Origin of the sequence: Mesorhizobium sp. BR115XR7A (assembly GCF_020165315.1) — a bacterium.
GTDB lineage: Bacteria > Pseudomonadota > Alphaproteobacteria > Rhizobiales > Rhizobiaceae > Mesorhizobium > Mesorhizobium australicum.
Genome location: NZ_JAIUHW010000010.1, coordinates 88,209 through 105,362 on the forward strand (window position 1 = coordinate 88,209; position 17,154 = coordinate 105,362).

The 17,154-nt window shown below is 63.3% G+C and carries 14 protein-coding genes and 1 tRNA gene; 4 read left to right on the plus strand and 11 right to left on the minus strand.

All coding sequences use genetic code 11. From position 1 onward, the window contains the following. The first annotated feature begins 13 nt into the window (after nt 1–13). The 3 genes from sucD (at nt 14) to lipB (ending at nt 2,074) form a co-directional block, all read left to right on the plus strand. Nucleotides 14–913 (plus strand): succinate--CoA ligase subunit alpha, encoded by a 900-nt coding sequence (gene sucD / locus LB557_RS21405; RefSeq protein WP_015317363.1) that lies wholly within the window; start codon nt 14–16, stop codon nt 911–913. A gap of 189 nt (nt 914–1,102) precedes the next feature. Beyond that, nucleotides 1,103–1,187: transfer RNA gene (locus tag LB557_RS21410), tRNA-Leu, on the plus strand. 143 nt (nt 1,188–1,330) lie between these two features. Beyond that, nucleotides 1,331–2,074 carry a lipoyl(octanoyl) transferase LipB gene (lipB, locus tag LB557_RS21415; protein WP_224643513.1) on the plus strand — a complete coding sequence of 248 codons (744 nt, stop codon included), beginning with the start codon at nt 1,331–1,333 and terminating at the stop codon, nt 2,072–2,074. Nucleotides 2,075–2,094: 20 nt separating this feature from the next. Here lipB and LB557_RS21420 read toward each other — a convergent pair whose 3' ends face one another. The 6 genes from LB557_RS21420 to mce all read right to left on the minus strand — a co-directional run bounded on the left by LB557_RS21420 (nt 2,095) and on the right by mce (nt 8,622). After that, nucleotides 2,095–3,345, minus strand: a complete 1,251-nt coding sequence (locus tag LB557_RS21420; RefSeq protein ID WP_224523205.1) for a site-2 protease family protein — start codon at nt 3,343–3,345, stop codon at nt 2,095–2,097. A 647-nt stretch (nt 3,346–3,992) separates the two neighbouring features. After that, nucleotides 3,993–4,673, minus strand: a complete 681-nt coding sequence (locus LB557_RS21425; RefSeq protein WP_140615836.1) for an ABC transporter ATP-binding protein — start codon at nt 4,671–4,673, stop codon at nt 3,993–3,995. Continuing rightward, on the minus strand, nt 4,673–5,959 hold the full coding sequence (locus LB557_RS21430; RefSeq protein WP_015317359.1) for a lipoprotein-releasing ABC transporter permease subunit: 1,287 nt from the start codon (nt 5,957–5,959) through the stop codon (nt 4,673–4,675). Before LB557_RS21430 ends, LB557_RS21425 begins: the two co-directional genes overlap by 1 nt. After that, nucleotides 5,956–7,284, minus strand: a complete 1,329-nt coding sequence (gene proS, locus LB557_RS21435) for a proline--tRNA ligase (protein ID WP_224643512.1) — start codon at nt 7,282–7,284, stop codon at nt 5,956–5,958. The genes LB557_RS21430 and proS overlap by 4 nt, the downstream gene beginning before the upstream one ends. A 652-nt stretch (nt 7,285–7,936) precedes the next feature. After that, nucleotides 7,937–8,221 (minus strand): DUF1467 family protein, encoded by a 285-nt coding sequence (locus LB557_RS21440; protein ID WP_015317356.1) that lies wholly within the window; start codon nt 8,219–8,221, stop codon nt 7,937–7,939. Beyond that, the gene (gene mce / locus LB557_RS21445) at nt 8,218–8,622 is read right to left on the minus strand and encodes a methylmalonyl-CoA epimerase (protein ID WP_140714757.1); all 405 of its coding nucleotides are present in this window, start codon (nt 8,620–8,622) and stop codon (nt 8,218–8,220) included. Before mce ends, LB557_RS21440 begins: the two co-directional genes overlap by 4 nt. 125 nt (nt 8,623–8,747) lie before the next feature. Between mce and LB557_RS21450 the strand changes: the two genes are divergently transcribed. After that, on the plus strand, nt 8,748–9,638 hold the full coding sequence (locus tag LB557_RS21450) for an MBL fold metallo-hydrolase (protein ID WP_224643511.1): 891 nt from the start codon (nt 8,748–8,750) through the stop codon (nt 9,636–9,638). Here the strand turns inward: LB557_RS21450 and LB557_RS21455 are convergent. The 5 genes from LB557_RS21455 to nuoL all read right to left on the minus strand — a co-directional run bounded on the left by LB557_RS21455 (nt 9,628) and on the right by nuoL (nt 17,150). Beyond that, on the minus strand, nt 9,628–11,298 hold the full coding sequence (locus tag LB557_RS21455; protein WP_224643510.1) for a ribonuclease J: 1,671 nt from the start codon (nt 11,296–11,298) through the stop codon (nt 9,628–9,630). The two genes, LB557_RS21450 and LB557_RS21455, sit on opposite strands and share 11 nt — an antisense overlap. A gap of 91 nt (nt 11,299–11,389) precedes the next feature. Then, a complete protein-coding gene (locus LB557_RS21460; protein ID WP_140615830.1) occupies nt 11,390–12,211 on the minus strand; it encodes a biotin--[acetyl-CoA-carboxylase] ligase in 822 nt (273 codons plus the stop codon). Nucleotides 12,212–12,215: 4 nt separating this feature from the next. Next, the gene (gene nuoN / locus LB557_RS21465; protein WP_015317351.1) at nt 12,216–13,652 is read right to left on the minus strand and encodes an NADH-quinone oxidoreductase subunit NuoN; all 1,437 of its coding nucleotides are present in this window, start codon (nt 13,650–13,652) and stop codon (nt 12,216–12,218) included. Between the two features lie 19 nt (nt 13,653–13,671). Next, nucleotides 13,672–15,177, minus strand: a complete 1,506-nt coding sequence (locus LB557_RS21470) for an NADH-quinone oxidoreductase subunit M (protein ID WP_015317350.1) — start codon at nt 15,175–15,177, stop codon at nt 13,672–13,674. Further along, nucleotides 15,177–17,150, minus strand: a complete 1,974-nt coding sequence (nuoL, locus tag LB557_RS21475) for an NADH-quinone oxidoreductase subunit L (RefSeq protein WP_224583652.1) — start codon at nt 17,148–17,150, stop codon at nt 15,177–15,179. Before nuoL ends, LB557_RS21470 begins: the two co-directional genes overlap by 1 nt. Between the last annotated feature and the right edge of the window lie 4 nt (nt 17,151–17,154).

Sequence of the window (17,154 nt, forward strand, 5' to 3'; positions counted from 1 at the left end):
GGAGGACGGAAAAATGGCAATCCTGCTCAACCGCAGCACACGCGTCATCGTGCAAGGTTTCACCGGCAAGATCGGCAGCTTCCATGCCGAGGACATGAAGCGCTACGGCACCAAGCTCGTCGGCGGCGTCACGCCCGGCAAGGGCGGCCAGACGCATCTCGGCCTGCCCGTCTTCAACACGGTCAAGGGCGCGGTGCGCGAGACCCGTGCCGAAGCCAGCATCGTCTTCGTGCCGCCGCCCTTTGCAGCCGATTCGATCATGGAAGCGGCGGATGCGGGGATAAAGCTCTGCGTCTGCATCACCGACGGCATCCCGTCGCAGGACATGATGCAGGTCAAGCGCTACATGCGCCGCTACCGCTTCGAGGACCGCATGCGGCTGGTCGGGCCGAATTGCGCCGGCATCATCACGCCGGGACAGGCGCTGATGGGCATCATGCCCGGCTCGATCTACCTGCCCGGCCGCATCGGCATCGTCGGCCGCTCGGGAACGCTGGGCTATGAAGCCGCCTCGCAGATGAAGGCGCTCGGCATCGGCGTGTCGACCAGCGTCGGCATTGGCGGCGATCCGATCAACGGCTCCTCCTTCAAGGACGTTCTGAAGCTGTTCGAGCAGGACGACGAGACCGACGCCGTGGTCATGATCGGCGAGATCGGCGGACCGCAGGAAGCCGAAGCCGCGATCTGGGCGCGCGACAATATGAGGAAGCCGCTGATCGCCTACATCGCCGGCCTGTCCGCCCCCAAAGGCCGCCGCATGGGTCATGCCGGCGCCATCATCTCGGCCTTCGGCGAGTCCGCGCAGGAAAAGGTCGAGATCCTGAAAGAGGCCGGCGTCATCATCGTGCCGACGCCGTCATCGTTTGGCGAGGTTGTGGCAGATACGCTGGCGCGGAGGAAGCAGGCGGCGTAGCCGCAGGTTCGGGCGAAAGACGGACGCGGCGACGCAGTCTCCAAGACGCGCCGCCGCCTTCGTTTCCGGGCGCGCAAAGCGATTGATCCGTTATAGCCATTCCCAGCGATTAAATACTCGTGGCGCACTTGTTTCGCTGGAAACGATTTGCTACACGCCGCGAGCCGGTCGGTTCCGGCTCTACCACGTGCGGTCGTGGCGGAATTGGTAGACGCGCAGCGTTGAGGTCGCTGTGGGGCAACCCGTGGAAGTTCGAGTCTTCTCGACCGCACCAAATCATCCTGACGACACAGCTGCGAATTGAACCAGCAAGCACTCATTGTCTTGCCGGCGCGTCGGATGCTCGGCGCCCAAGCGCACGGCGAACTGGACGTTTCCGCCTGATATCGCCATATGGAAGGCGACAAGAGAGACGCCATGCCAGAACGCAGCCAGATTGCCACGTCGTTCCTGCCCTTGCCCGGTTCGGCCCCGGTGGAATGGCTGGTCGAGCCGGGCCTTGTCGCCTATCCCGATGCGCTTGCGTTCATGGAGACGCGCGCCGAGGCGATCCGCGGCGGGGCTGCCGGCGAAATGGTCTGGCTGGTCGAACATCCGCCGCTCTACACCGCCGGCACCAGCGCCCGCATCGAGGACCTGATCGAACCCGATCGCTTTCCGGTCTTTGCGGCCGGACGCGGCGGCGAATACACTTATCATGGGCCTGGCCAGCGGGTCGCCTATGTCATGCTCGACCTGAAGCGCCGGCGCGAGGACGTGCGCGCCTTCGTCGCGGCGCTCGAACAGTGGATCATCGGCACGCTCGCCGCCTTCAACGTGCGCGGCGAACGCCGCGAGGACCGGGTCGGCGTCTGGGTGGTACGGCCAGATCGCCCTGCTTTGCCCGACGGCTCACCTGCCGAGGACAAGATCGCGGCAATCGGCATAAGGCTGCGGCGGTGGGTGAGCTTCCATGGCATTGCCATCAATGTCGAGCCGGAGCTCGAGCATTTCGGCGGCATCGTGCCGTGCGGGGTCCAGGACCACGGCGTCACTAGCCTCGTCGACCTCGGCCTGCCCGTCGGCATGGCCGATCTGGATCTGGCGCTGAAATCAGCCTTCGAGGATGTTTTTGGTCCCGTGGCGGCTTTGCCGGTCGAGGCTGCCCGCAAGACGGGTTGATCCTTTCGGACCCAACCAGCTCAGAGCAACTGCCCTGACGCCCACAACACGCCGCAGCCGTGGATGGCGAACACCGCCAGCAAGGCCCCGGCGATGACCAAACGATCGACAGTGCCGATCGGCTCCAGTTCGTGGCGTGGCTTCACCCCGCTGCCGACGGTGAGCAGGCTGAGAATCGAAAATACCGCACCGGCCGCGAGCAGGAAGCCCAGGGAAAAACCGGCCCGCCAGCCAAGCGCCAGAAAGGCCGAGAGCAGCGAGAAGGACGCCAGCGCCAGGACGACCGGCCCCGGGCAGATCTGGCGCAGCACCTGGCCGCCGTCGAACTTCCACACCGGCACCAGATTGGCGATGTTGAACAGGGCAGCGCAGCCTGCGAGTGCGGCGAGTAGCGCGGCAGCCGCCTTGTGACCCTCGCCGCCGGCAAGAACGCTGGCGGCGATGACGATCGGCACCAGGAAGGCGGAAAACCCCGCCCCCATCAACGCCACGAAGGCCACTTCGAAACGGCTGTTATAGGGCCGGCCGCCAATGGCGATGCCGCCAAGCAGCGGGATGAAGATCATCCGCGCCCTGCGATGGCCCGTCAGCCGGAACGCCGCCATGTGGCCGAGTTCGTGCAGCGCCACCACCGACGTCAGGATCGCGGCCAGCGCCAGCCCGCCGAGGTGAAGGCCGAAGAACGGCCACAGCATCAATGCCGACAACACGGCAAAGCCGACCTGGCTCAGCGGATGCTCGAACCAGCCACCCTTGCGATACTGCCCGGTCCTTGCCCAACGCTGCAGCTTGGAGAGCTCGCGGCGCATGGCGAAATAGCGAAACACCAGGAAAGCCACGCCGCGGTAGCGGTCGGTCCGGCTGAGCGTCACGCGCGTGCCGCTTCCCTCCGAAACCAGTTCGGCGGTCTCGCCATAGTCCTTCCAGAACGAGCTATCGAGCGCGGTGTCCTCGATCACCTGCATCGAGAAGCGGCTGCCCTCGACGACATCTTCAAACTGCGCCCTGCGCTCTATCGGCTTGCCATCGCGGCCTTCCCAAGAGAGCGTGATGCGGGCGACGCCCTCTTCGTCCAGCGGCTGCGCCGACAGGATCTCGCCGGACCAGCCGGCATTGCTGCCGAGCGGCCACAGCGCCTGCCACAGGCGCTGCCGGTCCATCGCCACGATGCGGCTCGACCTGACCGTGCGCAAACCAAGCGGCACGGTCATCAGGAGAAAGATCAGCCCGAGATTGCTGGCCACGAGAATGGCCGTGACGATGGGCGACACCTGGACGTTGCTCCCTGCCTTGGAGCCGCACCCTAACTTTGCTGCGGCAAGAAAAGCTTAACGGCGGGGCGGCATTGGTCATCGAGAAACAGCGACGGCCGACGCTGCCAAATCACATGGCTCCGATCCAGATCGCCATGGAGACAAGAAACGCGCTCATGCAAACCAGCGAGATGACATCCTGAACCAGATCGGTCATAACTCTCTCCTGTTGTTGATATGTTTCTAGTTTGTTCTAATTTTGTTCCATTGTCAACCGCTGGGAGGTATGGCCATGGGCGGGGAACTGTGCACGGTTAGTGAAACGTTAATTGGTCGCTAAGAGAGGGAGTTGGAAGCTTGCCAGGGTAGGCTTCAGCCCGGGAAGAACAAATTAGCGACCGCTTGTATTAAATTTTGGCTGAGCCGAAAATGCCTGGGCCTGAGGCATTGCTGAGCGATCGACATGGGGAAATACGGAGGCGCAAATCAAGGGAACGCTGGCGAAAGCGTATGCGACAAGGTCGCCGGCGGCGCCTCTCTCGCAATCTCGTAATTTGGTTGGCCATCCTGGCGACGAGCGCGATATCGTCCACTCTGATCGCAATGAGCGCTCACTGGCGGTTCTAAGCTACCCCCGCGCGGTACACGTCGGGTGAGAATCGTCCTTAGAGCGGCACCACCTTGCCGTCGGCCAACGTGACGCGCCGGTCCATGCGCGATGCCAGCTCGTGATTGTGGGTGGCGATCAGCGCCGCGAGGCCCGATTGCCGCACCAGCGCCTCCAGCGCCTCGAACACGTAGGAGGCGGTGACCGGGTCGAGGTTGCCGGTCGGCTCGTCGGCGAGCAGCACCAGCGGCGCATTGGCGACCGCACGCGCGATGGCGACGCGCTGCTGCTCGCCGCCGGACAGCTCGGATGGCCGGTGCGACGCCCGTTTGCCGATCTGCATGTAGTCGAGCAGTTGCGCCGCGCGCTCGGATGCCTCCTTGCGCGGCAGACCCTTGATGAGCTGCGGCATCATGATGTTTTCCAGCGCGGAAAACTCCGGCAGCAAATGATGGAACTGATAGACGAAGCCGACATCGTTGCGGCGGATCGAGGTGCGCTCGTCGTCGGACAGCCGGCCACAGGCGCGTCCGGACAGGATCACGTCGCCGGCATCCGGCCGCTCCAGCAGCCCGGCCGTATGCAGCAGCGTCGATTTGCCGGTGCCCGACGGGGCCACCAGCGCCACCATTTCACCGCGCCGCAGCGCGAAATCGGCGCCGTTCAGGATGGTGAGCTTGCGCGGCCCCTGGACGTAGTGCCGTTCGACGCTCTTCAGCTCGATAAGGACCTCGGCCACTACTCGTACCTCAAGGCTTCGACCGGATCGAGGCGGGCCGCCCGCCATGCCGGAAACACCGTTGCCAGGAAGGACAGCGCAAGCGCCATGATGATGACATAGGTCGTCTCGCGCGGATCCATCTTGGCCGGCAACTGGCTGAGGAAATAGAGCTCCGGGTTGAACAGCACCTTGCCGGTCATCCAGGAGAAGAACTGGCGGATCGATTCGATGTTGGTGCAGATCACGACGCCGAGCAGCACGCCGGCGAGCGTGCCCGTCACGCCGATCGCCGCCCCAGTCATCAGGAAGATGCGCAGGATGGCGCCGCGCGAGGCGCCCATGGTGCGCAGGATGGCGATGTCATGCCCCTTGTCCTTCACCAGCATGATCAGTCCGGAAATGATGTTGAGTGCCGCCACCAGCACGATCAGCGTCAGGATCATGAACATGACGTTGCGTTCGACCTGCAGAGCCGAAAAGAAGGTCTCGTTGCGCTGGCGCCAGTCGACCATGTCGATCGGCCGCTGCGCCGCCGCTTCCACCTTGGGTTTCAGCGCGTCGACATCGTCGGGATTGTCGACATAGATCTCGATCGTCTGCGCCCGGCCGTCCATGTTGAAGTAGAGCTGCGCTTCGGAGAACGGCATGTAGACGATCGACGTGTCATATTCAGACATGCCGACCTCGAAGATCGCCGCGATCTTGTAGCCCTTCATGCGCGGTGTGGTGCCGAGCGGCGTCACATCCCCGTCCGGCGAGATCAAGGTAATGGTATCGCCGAGCGTCAGGCCGAGATTCTCGGCCATGCGCTTGCCGATGGCGACACCCTCGCCGGTATCGAAATCGGCGAGCGTGCCTTGCTTGATGTTGCTGGCCACGATGGCGATCTTGCCGAGATCTTCACCCCGGATGCCGCGCACCAGCGCGCCGGTGCCGCCGCCGACATTGCCTTGCGCCAGCACCTGGCCGTCGATCAGCGGGATGGCGTATTTGACCCCGGGTACGCCGTTGATGCGGCTGGCGACCTGGGCATAGTCCTCAAGCGGTGAATCGAGCGGCTGCACGATCAGATGGCCGTTGACGCCAAGGATGCGCGTCAAAAGCTCGGCGCGGAACCCGTTCATCACCGCCATGACCACGATCAGCGTGGCGACGCCCAGCATGATGCCGAGAAAAGAGATCGAGGCGATCACCGAGATCACCGTCTCCTTGCGCCGCGAACGCAAATAGCGCCAGGCGACCGTGCGCTCGAAGATGGAAAAAGGGCCGGCGCCCGCCGATCTCGCTGCCGCCGCCTCGCTCATGCGGCGGCACCGAAGTGTTTGGCCGCGTCGGCGATCGGCAGCGTCACGCGCTCGCCGGTCCTGCGATTCTTGATCTCGACCTCGCCAGCGGCGACGCCGCGCGGCCCGACGATCACTTGCCAGGGCAGGCCGATCAGGTCGGCGGTGGCGAATTTGCCGCCCGGCCGCTGGTCGGTATCGTCGTAGAGGACGTCCTTGCCGGCGGCGGTGAAGGCGGCGTTGAGCTCGTCGCAGACGCGATCGCAGTCGGCATCGCCCGCCTTCATGTTGATCAGGCCGATATCGAACGGCGCCACCGCTTCCGGCCAGATGATGCCGTTCTCGTCATGGCTGGCCTCGATGATCGCCGCGACCAGCCGCGACGGGCCGATGCCGTAGGAGCCGCCCGAGGCGAAATGATCCTTGCCGTCGGGCCCCGTCACCTTGGCCCCCATCGGCTTGGAATATTTCTCGCCGAAGTGGAAGATATGGCCGACCTCGATGCCGCGCGCCGAGACCCGGTCGCCTGTCGGAACCTTCTCCCAGGCCGCCTCGTCATGCATCTCGTCGGTGGCGGCGTAAGGCGTCGTCCACGTCTTGACGATATCTGCTATCTCGCCGTCATTGGCGAAGTCGGTGTTCGCGCCGGGCACCGCAAGCGACAGGTAATCGCGATGGCAGAAGACCTGGCTTTCACCAGTGTCGGCCAGGATGATGAACTCGTGGCTGAGATCGCCGCCGATCGGACCGGTGTCGGCCCGCATCGGAATGGCCTGCAGGCCCATGCGCGTGAAGGTCCTGAGATAGGACACGAACATCCGGTTATAGGCGGCTCTCGCGCCTTCGAAGTCGAGATCGAAGGAATAGGCGTCCTTCATCAGGAATTCGCGCGAACGCATAACGCCGAAGCGCGGCCGCACCTCGTCACGGAACTTCCACTGTATGTGGTAGAGGTTGAGCGGCAGGTCCTTGTAGGATTTGACGTAAGCGCGAAAAATCTCGGTGACCATTTCCTCGTTGGTCGGACCGTAGAGCATGTCGCGGTCCTGCCGGTCCTTGATGCGCAGCATCTCCTTGCCGTAGTCGTTGTAACGGCCGCTCTCGCGCCACAGATCGGCCGACTGGATGGTCGGCATCAGGATCTCCAGCGCACCGGCGCGGTTCTGCTCCTCGCGGATGATCTTGCAGACCTTGTCCAGCACCCGTTTGCCCAGCGGCAGCCAGGAAAAACTGCCTTGTCCCTGCTGGCGGATCATGCCGGCGCGCAGCATCAGCCGATGCGAGACGATTTCGGCCTCGCGCGGATTTTCTTTGAGGATAGGCAGGAAATAGCGCGACAAACGCATGGACAGGTCCGTGAATGAGAATGGCCACGCCAGAATCGGCGCGGCGCAGGCTTGCTTGCCCCGGCTTCATAGCGATTTCATGACCGAATGGAAACCCGGCCATCCCACCACGTAGGCCCCTTCCGAGCCCGAATCCCTCGCTTCCGGATCGACCCGCGCCGACAATGGAACGCACCGAACCTCTTCGGGTTTGGCCGTCAATTCTTTGCGCGCGTCAATTGCGAACATGCCGCAAAGGCTCTGTCGACCCTGACTGGACGTTTCAAAAGCAAAGCCTGCCACACTATTGTGCAGTGCAGCACGAGATTGCCCGTTTCAAGGCAAAATTCTTCGTGACATTTTCATTTCCGTTGGGCTAATGTGCCCCGATAACCGAGAGGGCAGAAAAAAATCTGCTCTCCTACGCGGTCAAAGTCTTGGGAGGATGCGATCTAGGCGCGGTTACTCGCTGCCGCCGGATACCGGAAACAGATCGGACGCGTTTAATTGCAAGGCCTTGTGCCTTGCATTTTTTTTGTGCAATCATCTGGTTAGCGCTGCGAATTGGCAGGCTACATGACCTTGCGTCAGCAGCCAGTAGCCGCCGTACAGGGCGGCATCTCAATCCCATCCGCAGCGCTCCGACCTTATCGGAGCACCCTTGCCGCCACGTCTATTTCCCTGGGGTCGGACTGAGTTCCGGCACGATGTGCGGGATGTCGTTGAGGCTGTATCCCAGCCCGTGCGTCAGGCCGTAGAAAATGCCCATCAGGACCGCCGTTGCGATGGTGGTGCGGATCACGGCACGCAGCATATGCGGCCCGCGCGGCGCGCTCGGCACCGTGCCCAGCGTCACGTCGTGATCGTCGTCCTGCGTTCTCACGCTGAACGGCAGGACGGCAAACAGCACCACCCACCAGGTCGCGAAAAACAGCGCGGTGAACGAGACCCAGCTCATGATTGCTCCAGTTCGATCAGCGTGCCGAAGAAATCCTTCGGATGCAGGAACAACACCGGCTTGCCGTGCGCGCCTGGTTTGGGATTGCCGTCGCCAAGCACCCTGGCACCGGCGGCCTTGAGCTGGTCGCGCGCGGCCAGGATGTCGTCGACCTCGTAGCAGAGATGATGCATGCCGCCCGACGGATTCTTCGCCAGGAATGCCGCGATTGGCGAGCCCTCGCCAAGCGGCTCCAGCAACTCGACCTTGGTGTTGCCGACATCGACGAACACCACGGTGACGCCATGCTCCGGCAAAGCCTGCGGCTCGGTCACTTCGGCGCCGAGCGTGTTGCGGTAAGCTGCAACGGCGGCGGTCAAATCCGGCACCGCAAGCGCGACATGGTTCAGCCGTCCGAGCATGTCCGAGCTTTTCTCCCAGGTCCAACGACTGGCGTCATACGTCAAATCAGCCGAGATCAACAGCCTTTCGCGAGGAGCGCACTGTCGCACCTGTTGCAACCGGCAGCCACAAAGTACAAAGGCCAATGTCCGGAATCAGCCCTGCCCGCCCCCGCGTTTTCACCTTCGATCTCGGGTCGTTCAAAATTGCCGCTCTGCTCGATGCCGTCGATGTCAGAGACGGGCTTGCATCGGCCTTCGCGGCCGGACAGCCGCCGGCGGCCGTGCTCGAACTCGCGGTTTCGAACTTCATCGACCAGGATCGCTACGAGCATTGCTTCATCCCGACGCTGGTCGATACCGGTTCCGAAAAGATCCTGTTCGACACCGGCTGCGGAGATGAAGACAGTTCACTCCTGGAGTGCTTGCAAGCCCTTGGGCTCGGCCCTGATGACATCGATGTGGTGGTCATCACCCACGGGCACCCGGACCACATTGGCGGGCTTGTCCGGAATGGCGCATCCGTTTTCAGCCGCGCACGCCTGGTATTCGGCGCAGCGGAATTCGCCTTCTGGACCGAAGGAAATGCGGTGCGTCCGGCCAGGTTGGCCAATCGTGATCTCTTCAGGCGCATTTGCACCGGCCTGGCCGACCGCGCGACGTTCATAGCGCCTGGAGACGAAGTGGTGCCGGGCATCACTGCCATCGACGCGGCCGGTCACTCCGCCGGGCTTTTGGCCTTCCTTGTCGAAAGCGACGGACAGCAATTGCTGATCTGGTCGGACGCTTTCCTGCATTATGTCGTGTCGATCCAGCGTCCGCAGTGGCATGCCGATTTCGACGACGACAAGGAAAAGGCAATCGAGACCCGCAAGCGGCTGCTCGGCATGGCCGCCGAGCGGCGCCTGCTCGTCGCCGGCCACCACATGCCGTTTCCGGGCTTGGGCTATGTCGGGCGGATAGACCATTCCTTTCGCTGGATTCCGGTCAGCTATCAGCTGAACATCCGAGCACCCGACGTCTCCGTCACCGGGTGACGAAAACCGTCACCAGCGGTTTCTTGCCCCAGGCTTCGTTGGCCGCGCCGCGCACTGCGCGTCGCACCGCCTCCTGCACCAGGTCGAGGTCCTTGCGGCGCTGGCGGGGGATCGAATCGACCGCACCGACGGCCGCATCGATCATCAGGTCCTCGAGCGTCTCGCCACGGGCGTCGGTTTCGGCGACGCCAATGGCGACCAGGTCGGGATCGCCGGCCAGCTCGTACTTGTCATCAAGCACGACATTGACCGCGACATGACCGGCAAAGGACAGTTTGCGCCTGTCGCGAATACCCATCGCCTGATCGGTGCCGATCAGATTGCCGTCCTTGTAGACGCGGCCGAACGGCACCTGGTCGATGATCGTGGCGGGACCTGGAGCGAGCCGCAGCATGTCGCCGTCGCGCACCTGCGCCACCTGGCCGATGCCGGAGGTGGACATCAGCGAGCCCTGCGCCACCAGATGCGCCGCCTCGCCATGCACGGGAACGCCGATTTGCGGACGCACCCATTCATACATCTTGCGCAGTTCGCTGCGGCGGGGATGGCCGGAGACATGCACCAGAGCATCGCCGTCCTCGATGATCTTGATGCCGAGATCGATGAGGCGGTTCTTGATCTCGAGGATCGCCTTCTCGTTGCCGGGAATGGTGCGCGAGGAAAACACCACCGTGTCGCCCGCTGTCAGCGACACCGATTTCATCTCGTCGCGCGACAGCTTGGCAAGTGCCGCCAACGGCTCGCCCTGGCTGCCGGTGCAGATGATGACCAGGTTCTCGCGCGGGATGAAGCCGAAATCCTCCTCGGCGATGAACTCCGGCAGGCCGTCCATGTAGCCAAGCTCGCCGGCCACATCGATGACGCGCTTCAACGAGCGGCCGAGCACAAGGCACTGGCGGCCGGCATCGCGCGCTGCCCTGGCGATGGAAACGATGCGTCCGACATTGGAGGAGAAGGTGGTGACGGCGACGCGGCCCTTGGCCGCCTGGATGACGCCTTTCAGGCCCTCGCCCACGGCCACTTCCGAAGGCGACTCGCCTTCGCGCAGCGCATTGGTCGAATCGCAGATCAGCGCCAGCACGCCCTTGTCGCCATAGGCGCGGAACCGCGCCTCGTCGGTCTTGGGACCGATCGTCGGCTCCGGATCGATCTTCCAGTCGCCGGTGTGGATGACGGTGCCGGCCGGCGAGGTGATCGCCAGCGACATGGGTTCGGGAATGGAGTGTGCCACCGGAATGGCTTCGATCTCGAAGGGGCCCACCGTGAACTTTTCGCCCGCCCGGTAGATCGTCAGCGGGATCTTCGGCGCGCCCTGCTCGCCCTGACGCTTGGCTTCCAGCAGCCCGGCGCTGAACGGCGTCATCCAGACCGGCGCCTTCAGCTTCGGCCAGATGTCGAGCAGCGCGCCGTAGTGGTCCTCATGCGCGTGGGTGATGATGATGCCGCGCAGATTGGCGAGGTTCTCCTCTATGAAGCGCGTATCGGGCAGGATCAGGTCGACGCCCGGATGCGCCGCGTCGGGAAAGGTGACGCCGACATCGATGACGATCCATTCGCGCGCGCTCGGCGGGCCATAGCCGTAGAGGGCGAAGTTCATGCCGATCTCGCCGACGCCGCCGAGCGGCACGAAGACGAGTTCGGCGTTGTCCGCTTTCGCCATGATTTTTTCCTTCCTGACCCTCAGGCCAAGCCGTTAAAGCAATTCCAGCAAGTGCCTACCGGTTTTCCGTCCGGAATTGCCCAAAAACAAATTATATCCGCGCGGACGCCACCGCGCCGAAATGCACATCGCCGGCGGCGACCGTCAGAACAGACCCGTCATCGTCGCGGATCACGAAACGGCAGTCCTCGTCAATGGTCTCGAACACGCCACGCACCACATTACCGTCAATTCTGACAGCAACCTCGCCGCCAAGGCCCGCTGCGCGGGCCAGCCAACGCTTCCTGATGGCGGCAAGGCCACGTCCTTCGTCCCACAGGCGGGCATTCTCGCTCCAGGCATCCGACAGCGCCAGAAACAGCGTTTCGGCATCGCAAGCCGCGCCCAACGCGTGAAGCGATGTCGCGGGATAAGGCAAATCCCGCGGGTGCGCCACCACATTGACGCCGATGCCCACCGCCACCGCGAAGCGGCTACCGTCAAGCATCGCCGACTCCAGCAGGATGCCGGCCAGCTTGGCGCCGGAGGCGAGCACATCGTTTGGCCATTTCAGCTCGAACCGGTTCTGTCCCTGGCTCGCTCCGTCGAGGCCTATCGCGATGCGGCCCTTCGGCACCACCGCGTCGAGCGCGTCGGCCAGCGCCAGCCCCGCGACGAAGCCGAGCGTCGCGGCAAGGCGCAATTCGCCGCCGGTGATGAGGAGCAGCGTCGCCGCCAGATTGCCTTCCGGCGTTGCCCAGGCACGGCCACGCCGGCCGCGCCCGCTTTCCTGCTTCTTGGAAACGACCCAGAGCTTGCCCGGGTCGCCCGCCCGGGCATGATCCAGCGCCAGCGCGTTGGTGGAGCCGACACTGTCATGCGCCTCGAGCCGGAACCCTTCCGACGCCGAGGTTGGAGCCAGCCGAAATGCCATCCCGTCAGAAAAATGTCTTGGCGGCGGCTTCGGCATAGGTGCCGATCGGCCCGCCGATCAGCACGTAGAACAGCACGAAGGCGCCACTGACGCCGAGCACGACACGCAACTCGCTGGCCATCGGCACGAAGCCGCCGACCGGCTCATCGAACCACATGATCTTGATGATGCGCAGGTAGTAGTAAGCGCCAACCACGGAAGCGAGCACGCCGATGATTGCCAGTGCATAGAGATTGGCGTTGATGGCGGCGAGGAAGACGTACCACTTCCCCCAGAAGCCGGCGAGCGGCGGAATGCCGGCCAGCGAGAACATCAGGATGGTCAGGATCGTAGCCATGATCGGGTTGGTCGACGAGAGGCCGGCGAGATCGCTGATCTGCTCGACATTGCCTTCCTTGCGCCGCATGGCAAGGATGAAGGCGAAGGTGCCGAGCGTCATCACCAGGTAGATCAGCATGTAGATAGCGACGCCACGCACGCCGGCCTGGCTATTGGCGGCAAGGCCGACCAGCGCGTAGCCCATATGGCCGATCGAGGAATAGGCCATCAGCCGCTTGATGTTGGTCTGGCCGATCGCGGCGAAGGAGCCAAGCGCCATCGAGGCGATCGAGATGAAGACGATGATCTGCTGCCAGTCGGAGGCGATCGGCTTGAACGCACCCATGGTGACGCGCACGATCAGCGCCATCGCCGCCATTTTCGGCGCTGCCGCCAGGAAGGCCGTCACCGGTGTCGGTGCGCCCTCATAGACGTCTGGCGTCCACATGTGGAACGGCACCGCCGAGATCTTGAAGGCAAGCCCGGCCAGCACGAAGACGAGGCCGACGACAAGGCCAAGCTGGCGCTCGCCGCCGCCCAGCGCCGTGGCGATCTCCTGGAAGCCGGTGTTCCCGGTATAGCCGTAGACCAGGCTGATGCCGTAGAGCAGCATGCCCGACGACAGCGCGCCAAGGACGAAATATTTCAGGCCGGCTTCTGTCGAACGCAGATTGTCGCGATTGATCGCCGCCAGCACATAGATCGCAAGCGACTGCAGTTCGAGGCCGAGATAGAGCCCGATCATGCCGTTGGCCGAGATCATCAGCATCATGCCGAGCGTGCAAAGCAGGATCAGCACCGGATATTCGAACTTGTCGAAACGCTCCGCCTTGGCAAAGCGCATCGACATGATCAGCGTCACCGCCGAGCCGATCAGCGCCAGCACCTTCATGAAGCGGGCGAAGGAATCCTGGATGAAGGCATTGCCATAGGCGCTGCCCTGCCCTGCGTGGAAGATCAGCCAGGCGCCTGCGATCACCAGCACGGCGACGGCAAGGCCGGTCACGGTATTGGCGGTGTTGGAACGCGAATAGGCCCCGACCATAAGCAGCGCGAGCGCGCCGATGGCAAGGATCAGCTCGGGCGTCGAGAGCGACAGGCTGGAGAGAAGGTCCGGCGTCATGGTTCGCAAAACCCCTGGGTCAGTTCGCCGCCGCGGTCTGCGCGGCGCCGATGGATGCGGTGACATTGGTGACGAGCGACTTGACCGACTGGGCCGTCGCGTCGAAGACGGGTGCGGGATAGACGCCGAAGAAGATGACCAGCACGACCAGCGGATAGATGATCGCCTTCTCGCGGGTCGACAGGTCGAGCAGCCCCTTCAGGCTGTCCTTGGTCAGCGCGCCGAAAATCACCCGGCGGTAGAGCCAAAGCGCATAGGCCGCCGACAGAATGACGCCGGTGGCGGCGAAGAACGCCACCCAGGTGTTGACCCGGAACACGCCAAGCATGGTCAGGAACTCGCCGACGAAACCTGACGTGCCCGGCAGGCCGACATTGGCCATGGTGAAGATCAGGAACACGGTCGCGTATTTCGGCATGTTGTTGACGAGACCGCCATAGGCGGCGATCTCGCGGGTGTGCATGCGGTCATAGATGACGCCGACGCACAGGAACAGCGCGCCCGACACCAGACCGTGGCTGAGCATCTGGAAGATAGCGCCCTGCACGCCTTCCTGGTTCATGGCAAAGATGCCCATGGTGACGAAGCCCATATGGGCGACCGACGAATAGGCGATCAGCTTCTTCATGTCCTCCTGCATCAGTGCCACCAGCGAGGTGTAGATGATGGCGACGACCGACAGCGTGAACACCAGCGGCGCGAACATTTCGGAGGCCAGCGGGAACATCGGCAAGGAGAAGCGCAGGAAGCCGTATCCGCCCATTTTCAGCAGGATGCCGGCCAGGATGACCGAGCCCGCCGTCGGCGCCTCGACGTGGGCGTCGGGGAGCCAGGTGTGCACCGGCCACATCGGCATCTTCACCGCGAAGGAGGCGAAGAAGGCAAGCCACAGCCAGGTCTGCATGTTGGCCGGGAAGCTGTGCGTCAGAAGCGTCGGGATGTCGGTGGTGCCGGACTGGAAGAACATCGCCATGATGGCGAGCAGCATCAGCACCGAGCCGGCCAGCGTATAGAGGAAGAACTTGAACGAGGCGTAGACGCGCCGCTTGCCGCCCCATACGCCGATGATGATGAACATCGGGATCAGTCCGGCTTCGAAGAAGACGTAGAACAGCACGATGTCCAGCGCGCAGAACACGCCGATCATCAGCGTTTCCAGAAGCAGGAAGGCGATCATGTAGGCCTTGACGCGCTTTTCGATCGCTTCCCACGACGCCAGGATGCAAAGCGGCATCAGGAAGGTCGTCAGAATGACGAACAGCATGGAAATGCCGTCGACGCCCATATGGTAGGAAATGCCGGAATCGAGCCAGGCGACCTTTTCGACGAACTGGAATCCGGCCTGCGAATTGTCGAAGCCGGCCCAGATGAACAGCGACACCAGGAAGGTGAACGCCGTGGTGATGAACGCAATGGCGCGGATGTTGCGGCGCGCGTTTTCGCTGTCATCGTTGATGAACAGGATCAGCAGCACACCAACCAGCGGCAGGAAGGTGACCAGCGAGAGGATTGGCCAGGCGGTCATCAGAGCATCATCCAGGTGACGAGTGCGGCAACGCCGATCAGCATGGCGAAGGCGTAGTGGTAGAGGTAGCCGGTCTGCAGCTTGACGACGCGGTTGGTGACGTCGACGACGCGCGCCGAAATGCCGTCAGGCCCGAGCCCATCGATGATGGTCCCGTCACCGGTCTTCCACAGGAAGTGACCGAGACGCTTGGCAGGGCGAACGAACAGGAAGTCGTAAAGCTCGTCGAAATACCACTTGTTGAGCAGGAAGGCGTAAAGCCCGCGATGCTGGGCGGCCAGATTGACCGGCATCTCCGGCGAGCGGATGTAGAACTTCCAGGCCAGAGCGAAACCGATCAGCATGGCGATGAAGGGCGAGAGCTCCACCCACAGCGGCAATTCGTGGATCTCGTGCAGGATATGGTTGTCCGGCAGCGTGAACAGCGACGCCTTCCAGAATTCGGCATAGCCTTCGCCGATAAAGGAATTGTGGAAGATGACACCGGCAAACAGCGCCCCAGCCGCCAGGATGAACAGCGGCACCAGCATCACCGGCGGCGATTCATGGACGTGGTGCATCACCTCGTGGCTCGCCCGCGGCTTGCCATGGAAGGTCATGAAGATCAGCCGCCAGGAATAGAAGGAGGTGAAGCAGGCGGCGATGACCAGCAGGATGAAAGCCAGGCCGGCGACCGAATTGTGGCCGGCGAAGGAGGCCTCGATGATGGCGTCCTTGGAGAAGAAGCCGGCGGTGCCGATGACGGTCACCGGAATGCCGACGCCGGTCAGCGCCAGCGTGCCGATCACCATCATCCAATAGGTGGTCGGGATCAGCTGCCTCAGGCCACCCATCTTGCGCATGTCCTGCTCGTCGGAGACGGCGTGGATGACCGAGCCGGAACCGAGGAACAGCAGCGCCTTGAAGAAGGCGTGCGTGAACAAATGGAAGATCGCCGCGCCATAGGCGCCGACGCCAAGCGCCACGAACATGTAGCCGAGCTGCGAGCAGGTCGAATAGGCGATGACGCGCTTGATGTCGTTCTGGACCAGGCCGACGGTCGCCGCGAAGAAGGCGGTGAAGGCGCCGATGAAGGTGACCACCGTCAGCGCCGAGTGCGACAATTCGAACAGCGGCGAAAGCCGCGCCAGCATGAACACGCCGGCCGTCACCATGGTGGCGGCATGGATCAGCGCCGACACCGGGGTCGGGCCCTCCATGGCGTCCGGCAGCCAGGTGTGCAGCGGCACCTGCGCCGACTTGCCCATGGCACCCATGAACAGCAGCAGGCAGACGACGGTCATTGCCGCCTGCTTGTCGAGCGCATGGCCGAGGAAGGTGAGTACGGCGGCACCCTGCGGCGCGCCTTCGGCCGGGATGAACGTCGCCGCATTGGCAAAGATCGTGCCGAGATTGACCGAGCCGAACAGCACGAAGACGCCGAAAATGCCGAGCGCGAAGCCGAAATCGCCGACGCGGTTGACGACGAAGGCCTTTATTGCCGCGGCATTGGCCGACGGCTTCTTGTACCAGAAGCCGATCAGCAGGTAGGACGCGAGGCCCACCCCTTCCCAGCCGAAGAACATCTGCACGAGGTTGTCGGCCGTGACCAGCATCAGCATGGCGAAGGTGAACAGCGACAGATAGGCGAAGAAGCGCGGCCGGTTCGGATCGTGGTGCATGTAGCCGATCGAATAGATGTGAACCAGCGCCGACACTGTGTTGACCACCACCAGCATCACCACCGTCAGCGTGTCGATCCTGAGCGCCCAGGAGACGTCCAGCCCGCCGGACTGGATCCAGTGCAGCACCGGCACGGTGAACACCTCGCCGTGGCCGAAGCCGACGGAAAAGAAGGCGACCCATGACAGCACGGCCGCAATCACCAGGAAGCCGGAGGTGATGTATTCGGATGCCTTGGCACCGAGCGCATTGCCGAACAGGCCGACGATCAGGAAGCCGAGCAGCGGAAGGAAGACGATCGCTTGATACATAGTC